Below are 7918 nucleotides of genomic sequence, written 5' to 3' on the forward strand. Positions count from 1 at the left end.
CGGCGCATCGACCGGACCCTTCACGTCCTTCACCTTGACCTCGAAGACCGCCTCTTTGCCCTTCAGGTTCTCGGCCTGGTAGTTCTCGGGGAAGGTCACCTTGACCTCAACGTCGGTCCCCGGCTTGGCGCCGACCAGCTGTTCCTCGAAGCCCGGGATGAACTGACCCGAGCCCAGCACCAGCTCGGCGTCCTCCGCCGCGCCGCCGTCGAAGGGCACGCCGTCCAGCTTGCCCAGGAAGTCGATGACGACCATGTCGCCGTCCTTGGCCTTCACGGTCTTGCCGGTCTTGATCTCGTAAGTGCGGTTCTGCTTGGCCAGCTCGTCCACCGCCTCGTCGACTTCCTTGGCGGTCGGCTCATAGACCGGGCGCTTCAGGGACAGGGTGGCGATGTCCACCGGCTCGAAGTCCGGCATCACGTCGACCGCGATCTCGTAAGCGAGGTCCGCCTTGCCTTCGATCACCGCATCCATGTCGCCTTCCGGCTTCAGGGCCGGGTCGGCGGCGGGACGCAGCTTGTTCTCGTCGAGCACCTTCTGGGTGGTCTCGTTGAGGGTCTTTTCGACCACCTCGCTCATCAGCGCCTTGCCGTAGAGGCGGCGCACGTGGGCGGTCGGCACCTTGCCGGGCCGGAAACCCTTGATGTTCAGGGTCGGCGTGATCTCGGCGATGCGCGCGTCCAGGGCGGCGTTCAGCTCGGACACCGGCACGGTGACGCCGAACACGCGGCTCAGGCCATCACCAGACTTTTCAACGATCTGCATCGACATCTTCAATTTCCAGCCGCCGCGCCGTCTGGCGCGATTGGGCTACCTTCAGGAGTGAAAACAAAGTCCGCCGGGCCCCGGCGGAGGGCGGCGGTTATGTCACGCCGCTCCTTCTTCGCCAAGGCTTCGAAGGACAGGTCCCGCCAATAGGCCCTCAGGGCCAGCCCCGCGAAGCTCCGCAGGCGCCCGACAGGATGGTGCGGCTAGAGGGACTCGAACCCCCACGGTTGCCCGACGGTACCTAAAACCGTTGCGTCTACCAATTCCGCCATAGCCGCGTCGCCCCGCCATTAGCCGGGATGGCGCGGGCCGCCAAGCCCGTGAAGGTGGTGACAGCCGCCACGCGGGCAGGCAGAAGGCGGCCATGTCGAACGGCGTGCTCTTCGTCCACAACAACTTCCCCGGCCAGTTCCGCAGCCTCGCGGCGGCGCTGGTGGCGCGCGGCGTGGATTGCGCGGCGATCGGGTCGGCCACTTCGCCCGGCGTCCCGGGCGTGCACATCGGCCGCTACGCCCTGGACCGCGGGACGACGCCGGACATCTTCACCTACGCCGTGCGCGCCGAAGCCGACCTGATCCGCGGGACCAACGCCCAACGCATCGCCCGCGCGCTGAAGGCCCAGGGCTTCGAGCCGCAGGTGATCGTCGGCCATCCTGGCTGGGGTGAGACGGTCTTCCTCGACGAGGTGTGGCCGAACGCCAGGCAGGTGCTGTTCTCGGAGTTCTTCTACCGGGCGCACGGGCTCGACGTGGGCTTCGACCCCGAGTTCCACCGCAACGACGAGGAAGAGCAGTTGCGGGTCCACGCCAAGAACGCGGTGATGGCCCTGGCCCTGACCGCGGCCGACGCGATCGTGGCCCCGACCGAATTCCAGGCCTCGGCCTTGCCGCCGGTCTTCCGGCCCCTCGTGCGGGTGATCCACGAAGGCGTCGACGTGGACGCGATCCATCCCGGCCCCGCAGCCCCGTTCGAACTGCCGGATGGACGCATCATCAAGCCGGGAACCCCGGTGATCACCTACGCCAACAACCACATGGAACCGATGCGGGGCCTGCACATCTTCGCGCGCGCCCTGCCCCGGCTGATGGACCAGGTCCCCGAGGCCCAGGTGCTGGTGTTCGGCAAGGAAGGGCCGCGCCCCTACGGCGGCTCACCTCCCGGCGGCGGAAGCTGGCAGGAACTGATCTTCCGCGACCTGCCGCTGGACGCCTCGCGCCTGCATTTCATGGGCAAGGCCCCCCACGAGACCCTGCTGGCGGCGTTCCGCCTGTCTAGCGCCCACGTCTACTACACCTACCCCTTCGTGCTCTCGTGGTCGGTGGTCGAGGCGATGGCCAGCGGCTGCTACGTGATCGGCTCCGATACGCCGCCCCTACACGACGCCATCAAGGACGGGGCCAACGGCCGCCTGCTGCCGTTCTTCGATCCGCACACCCTGTCCCAGGCCTTGATCGAAGCCTGCCGCTATCCGCGGGGGTTCGACTATCTGCGCAAAGCCGCCCGCGCGACCGCGGTGGAGAAATTCTCCAGCCGCGCCGGCGCCGAGGCATGGTTCAGCCTGCTGCGCGAGATGGGCGTCCAGATCCCAGAGGCGGACCTGCCCGCGGCCCGGACCTAGCCGCAGCGGACCTGGCGGATCACGCCAGTGTCGGCGTCGAACAGAAAATTGAGCCGGGCCGGATCAGCGTCCTCGGCCACCGGGCAGGTGGTGCAGGCGACCCGCTGGCGGCTGGGGTCCAGCGGCACGGGGACCATGGTGCGGGGGCGACCTACCAGCCCCTGCATCTGCGCCGCGCCACAGGCGTCCGGCCCGGCGACGGCGCTGGTCGCCGGCGGATGCGGGATCGGCGTCGCCAGCCGCGGCGCCGCAGGCGTCGGCGGCGAGGCCACGGGCGCCGGCGCGGCCTCAGCGGGCGTGGGCGCGGGCGCGGCCTGGGTGGTGGGGTAGCTGGGCGCGTCCGCGCAGGCGCCCAGCAGCACCGCCAGGCTCAGGCCCGCCCAGGCCCTCACGCCTGCCGCTCCCAGCCGCGCGCCTGTTGCTTCCAGTAGGAAAGCGGCAGGCCGGTCGCCTTGATCTTGCTCCACTGCGCCCGGGCCACCGCCAGCTGCGCCTCGTCGCCGCCATCGAACAGCACCACGCAGCGGGCATAGCCCGACAGCTCTCCCGGCTCCGCGCCGTCCACCAGGAACAGGGCGTCCGCGGCGTTGGCGTTGTCGAAGCCGGTGGTCAGCAGGATTGGCTGGCGCGTCGCCTGCGGCTCGTCGTCGGGCCCATGCGGCAGGAAGCTCTCGTCGCGCCAGGTCCAGAGCGCGGCGTCGAGGTGTTGCATGCGCTCGGCCTCGCGAACCCGCACCAACGCCTTCCAGCCGCGCTGAAGGGTCTTCTCCAGCAACTCGGGCAGGGCCTGCTCCAGCCCGGTCCGCTCCAGGTGATAGAACCAGACCTCGGTCGCCGCGTCGGACGTAGGCGTTTTCGGCAAATCAGCCCTCGTACTTCTCCGCCACCATGCGGTTCAGCAGGCGCACGCCATAGCCGGTGGCGCCCTCTGGACTGGTGGGGATGGACGACGGCTTCTTCCACGCCGTCGAGGCGATATCGAGGTGCGCCCAGGGCACGCCGTTGACGAACCGCTGGATGAACATGGCCGCGGTGATCGAGCCGCCGGGCCGGCCGCCGGTGTTCTTCATGTCGGCGATCATCGAGTCGATGTTCTTGTCGTACTGCGCCGGCAGCGGCATCCGCCACAGGGGCTCACCTTCGGTGTTCGACGCCGCGATCAGGTTCGCCGCCAGCTCTTCGTTGTTGGAGTAGCAGCCGGCCAAGTCGTTCCCGAGCGCCACGATGATGGCGCCGGTCAGGGTCGCGAGGTCGACCATGAACTTCGGCTTGAAGCGGTCCTGGCAGTACCAGATGGCGTCGGCCAGCACGAGGCGGCCCTCGGCGTCGGTGTTGATGATCTCGATGGTCTGGCCCGACATCGAGGTGACCACGTCGCCGGGGCGTTGGGCGTTGCCGTCGGGCATGTTCTCGACCAGGCCCAGGATGCCGATGGCGTTGACCTTGGCCTTGCGCCCGGCCAGCACATGCATCAGGCCGGCCACCGCGCCCGCGCCACCCATGTCCCACTTCATGTCTTCCATGTTTTCGGCCGGCTTCAGCGAGATGCCGCCGCTGTCGAAGCAGACGCCCTTTCCGACGAAGGCGACGGGCTGGGCCTTTTTGTCGTCGGCGCCGTACCACTTGAGGATCGCCAGCTGGCTGTCGCGCACGCTGCCCTGGCCGACGCCCAGCAGCGAGCCCATGCCGAGCTTCATCATCTCGGCCTCGCCGAGCACCTCGACCTCCAGGCCGAGGCTCTCCAACGCCTTCACCCGAGCGGCGAATTCCGCGGGATAGAGGACGTTCGGCGGCTCGGAGACCAGGTCGCGGGTGAAGCTGACCGCATCGGCTAAGGCGGCCAGCGGTGCGAAGGCGGCGAACGCGGCGTCCGCGCCGGCCGCCACGATCTCGGCCTTGACGATCGACGGCTTCTTCTCCGCCGGCTCCTTGGTGCGGTACTTGTCGAATCGGTAGCTGCCCAGGCGCACCCCGAGCGCTGCGCGGGCCGCCAGCTCCGCCGAGGCGTCCGGCAGCTCCAGCCGCAGCGTCGTCAGGCCCGAAGCCTTCACCGCCGAATAGGCGGCCGCCGCGGCATGCTCGATCCCCAGCGCATCGACCGCCTCGGCCTTGCCGAGCCCCACCAGCACCAGGCGGGCGGCGTCGACGCCGGCGGGCGCCAGCACGTCCAGGGTCTGGCCCTTGGCGCCGGTGAAGCGGCTGGCGGCCACGGCCTGCGCCAGGGCGCCGTCCAGGGCCACGCCCTCGTGGACCAGCCGCCCCAGGGCGGTCTTCGGCGACAGGGCTGCGCCGGCGGCGACGAACTCAATATCCATTCAGGGTCTCTCAGGTGTGGTGTGGCGAAAAAGCTCTGTCGCGGTCCAACCGCCACCTACGGGCCCTGCCCGGCGGTTGTCTGGCGCGGCGACGCATGGTTTAGATCACCTCCGCGGCGGGGGCGCGGCTAAAAACTCCGAGTGAGCCCTATTTCTTACCGATGCGCCTGATCGACCGCTACCTGCTCCGGCAATTGCTCGGCCCTACCCTTCTCGCCACGGCGGCGCTGACGGGGGTTGCGTTGCTGGGCACGAGTCTCTCGAGCCTCGACCTGATCGTCAACCACGGTCAGAGCGCCATGGTCTTCTTGAAGATCACCCTCCTGTCCATGCCGCAGCTGACCAACATGGTTCTGCCCTTCGCGGTGTTCGCGGCCGGCCTGGTGGCGCTCAACCGCCTGCACACCGAGCAGGAAATCGTCGTCTGCTTCGCCGGCGGGATGAGCCGCTGGCGGGTGATCTCGCCGGCCATCCGCCTGGCCAGCACGGTCGCCCTGCTGGCGCTCATCATGAACCTGTGGGTCCAGCCGCTGGCCTATCGGACCCTGCGCGAGGTGATGAACGACGTGAAGACCGACGTCGCGGCGGCCCTGGTGCGCGAGGGCGAGTTCACCGCGCCGGCGCCCGGCCTGACGGTCTACGCCCAAAGCATCGACAAGAAGGGCGACATGCACAACCTGTTCATCCATCAAACGGACGACAAGGGGGGGGCCACGACCTACATGGCCAACTCTGGCCACATCGCCAAGCGCAACGGCGACGAGGTGCTGATGCTGGAGAACGGGTCCACTCAGAAATTCTCCGAGCGCGGTGTGCTCAACTACCTGACTTTCAACGAATATCCGTATGAACTGAACCAGCTGACGGACCCCGACGAGATGGTCCACTACAAGCCCTCGGACCGCTATCTCCACGAGTTGTTCCATCCCGACCTGCAGCAGGCCTGGGAGCAGAAGAACCGCAAGGCCCTGCTGGCCGAAGGCAACTTCCGGATCGCCACCCCGCTCTACAATATCGCGGCCATGGCCCTGGCGCTGTCGGCGATCATCGGGGGCGGGTTCTCGCGCCTGGGCTACACCCGGCGGATCGCCATCACCATCGGCGTCGCCATCCTGATCCGGATCCTGGGCTTCGTGGCCCAGTCCGCGTCGGAAGCCAACGTCTGGGTCAACATCCTGCAATACGCGATCCCGATTGGCGCGACCGCGCTCGCCCTGCGCGGCATCTTCCGTCAGCGGGTCAGCCGCTTCATCGATATCCGCCGCGCCGCGCGCCTCGCGCCGGCCGTGGCGTGAGGCCGCCGCGATGAACTCCCGCCTCACCCGCTATGTGCTGAGCCGCAACATCGTCGGCGTCGGCGTCGCCCTGGTGATGATCTCTTCGATGATCCTGCTGGTGCAGTTCGTCACGCTGTCGCGCACCGTCGGCGTGCGCACCGAGGTCGGTGCAGGCGACATCTTCCGCCTCACCCTGCTGCAGTCGCCGTCGGTGATCCAGATCCTGTTGCCATTCGTCTTTCTGTTCGGCGGCATCAGCGCCTTTGTCGGCCTCAACCGTCGCAGCGAGCTGGTGGCCATGCGCGCCGCCGGGGTGTCGGCGTGGCGCTTCATTCTTCCGTCGGCGTTCGCCGCCTTCCTCTTCGGCATCTTCGCGGTCCTGGCCATCAGCCCGGTGTCCGCCGCGCTCAGCGCCCGCTTCGAGGTCGAGCGGGCGAAGCTCATGGCCAGCTATATCGGCGACGCGCCCAAGGACGTCTGGCTGCGCCAGGGCGACGAACGCACCCAGATGGTGATCCACGCCAAGAGCCGCGACACGATCCAGGGCGAGGTGCGCCTGCATGACGTGTCGCTGTTCGTCTATCAGAAGAACAGCTACGGCCAGCCGGAGTTCAAGCGCCGGCTGGAGGCTACCGAGGCGGTGCTGCACCCGGGCTTCTGGCAGCTGACGAACGTGCGCGAGGCCACCGCCGGCGAAAGTTCAGTGCAGTCCGACAGCCTGTCGATCCGCTCGCCGCTGGATCCCGAGGCCGCCGTGGAGCGCTTCGCCTCGCCGGACACCATCGCCTTCTGGCGTCTGCCCGGAGCGATCAAGCAGACCGAGGATTCCGGCTTCTCGGCCTCCGGCTACCGGCTGCGCTTCGAGCAGCTCCTGTCGACGCCGCTGATGTTCGCGGCCATGGCGATCCTGGCCGCGGCCTTCTCGCTTCGGCTGGTGCGTCTGGGCGGCCTGGCGGGCCTCGCCGGCGCCGGGGTGGCGCTGGGGTTCGTGGTGTTTTTCTTCAACCAACTCTCCGGGGCCCTGGGCCGCGCCCACATCATTCCGCTATTCGCGGCGGCGTGGGCTCCGGCGGTGGTCGCGCTGCTGTCTGGCCTGACGCTGCTCTGCTACACCGAAGACGGTTGAATCGTCCGCATGCCCGGCTATGCAGGCGATAAGTCGCGTCGCGATGAGGATCGGAAGGCCAAGATGAATCCGCGTCGGCGCGCGCTGCCAGCAGCCCGCCCCTCTTCCGCCCCCTGGGCCATGAAGCGCGCGCTGCTGGCGGGGGCGGCGGCCGCCGTGCTTTGGCCGTGTGTGGTCCTGGCCCAGCCCGAGCCGGGAACCCCATATGAGCAAAGTCCGCTCAGCAAGGATCAGCGGGGCCAGATCCTCAACGACAGCGCCCGCGGAACCGACAAGCCGAGGCCTGCGGCGCCTGAACACACCGACGGGCTCAAGCCGGGCGAGCTCTATATCGAGGCCGACCAGCTCAGCCGTGACGCCAAGAACGGCATCACCACCGCCGAGGGCCACGTCGAAGTGCGCTACGAGGACCGCACGCTGCGCGCCGACCGGCTGGTCTATAAAGAGCCCCCGCCTCTGCCGGAGGGCCAGGCGCGGACGCCCCGCGACAAAGAGGCCCCGGCCCAGGGCGTGATCCGCGCCTACGGCCACGTCCAGATCATCCACGACGATGGCGAGGTCGAAAACGCGACCGAGATGACCCTCGACGACAAGATGCAGGCGGCTGTGGCCCTCGGCTTCTCGGAGTCGATGAAGGACAAGCGCACCGCTCAGGAATGGAAGATCAGCAGCGACACCGCCGTGCGCCGCTCCGAAGAACTGCAGGAGCTGAACGAGGCGATCGTCACGCCCTGCAATATCTGCGTCGGCAAGACGCCCAAGACCCCCACCTGGTCGATCAGCGCCGACCGCGTGCTGGAGGACAAGGTCCGCC

The 7918-nt window shown here is 68.5% G+C and carries 8 protein-coding genes and 1 tRNA gene; 4 read left to right on the forward strand and 5 right to left on the reverse strand.

What is annotated here, in order from left to right; translation table 11 throughout:
* Positions 1 to 765 (reverse strand): trigger factor (gene tig, locus E8A12_RS17165; protein ID WP_293371043.1); only part of this gene is annotated, 765 nt, incomplete at its 3' end.
* Between the two features lie 198 nt (positions 766 to 963).
* Positions 964 to 1046, reverse strand: a tRNA-Leu gene (locus tag E8A12_RS17170).
* An 86-nt stretch (positions 1047 to 1132) separates the two neighbouring features.
* On the opposite strand from E8A12_RS17170, the gene E8A12_RS17175 reads away from it, so the two are divergent.
* Positions 1133 to 2386: a glycosyltransferase gene (locus E8A12_RS17175; protein ID WP_293371045.1), complete on the forward strand. Its 1254-nt coding sequence runs from the start codon at positions 1133 to 1135 to the stop codon at positions 2384 to 2386.
* On the opposite strand, the gene E8A12_RS17180 is transcribed toward E8A12_RS17175, so the two are convergent.
* The 3 genes from E8A12_RS17180 to E8A12_RS17190 are packed head-to-tail and all read right to left on the reverse strand — an operon-like array spanning position 2383 to position 4701.
* On the reverse strand, positions 2383 to 2778 hold the full coding sequence (locus E8A12_RS17180; protein ID WP_293371047.1) for a peptidase inhibitor I78: 396 nt from the start codon (positions 2776 to 2778) through the stop codon (positions 2383 to 2385). The two genes, E8A12_RS17175 and E8A12_RS17180, sit on opposite strands and share 4 nt — an antisense overlap.
* Positions 2775 to 3248 carry a DNA polymerase III subunit chi gene (locus E8A12_RS17185; protein ID WP_293371049.1) on the reverse strand — a complete coding sequence of 158 codons (474 nt, stop codon included), beginning with the start codon at positions 3246 to 3248 and terminating at the stop codon, positions 2775 to 2777. Before E8A12_RS17185 ends, E8A12_RS17180 begins: the two co-directional genes overlap by 4 nt.
* A 1-nt stretch (position 3249) precedes the next feature.
* Positions 3250 to 4701, reverse strand: coding sequence for a leucyl aminopeptidase (locus E8A12_RS17190; RefSeq protein WP_293371051.1), 1452 nt, complete (start codon positions 4699 to 4701; stop codon positions 3250 to 3252).
* Positions 4702 to 4862: 161 nt separating this feature from the next.
* Between E8A12_RS17190 and lptF the strand changes: the two genes are divergently transcribed.
* The 3 genes from lptF to E8A12_RS17205 form a co-directional block, all read left to right on the forward strand.
* Positions 4863 to 5996: an LPS export ABC transporter permease LptF gene (gene lptF / locus E8A12_RS17195; RefSeq protein WP_293371053.1), complete on the forward strand. Its 1134-nt coding sequence runs from the start codon at positions 4863 to 4865 to the stop codon at positions 5994 to 5996.
* 10 nt (positions 5997 to 6006) lie between these two features.
* On the forward strand, positions 6007 to 7104 hold the full coding sequence (locus E8A12_RS17200) for an LptF/LptG family permease (RefSeq protein ID WP_293371055.1): 1098 nt from the start codon (positions 6007 to 6009) through the stop codon (positions 7102 to 7104).
* Positions 7105 to 7224: 120 nt separating this feature from the next.
* On the forward strand, positions 7225 to 7918 hold a 694-nt coding region (locus E8A12_RS17205; protein ID WP_293371057.1), incomplete at its 3' end, for an LptA/OstA family protein.

The sequence above is a fragment of the Phenylobacterium sp. genome (genome assembly GCF_004799395.1).
Taxonomy (GTDB): domain Bacteria; phylum Pseudomonadota; class Alphaproteobacteria; order Caulobacterales; family Caulobacteraceae; genus Phenylobacterium.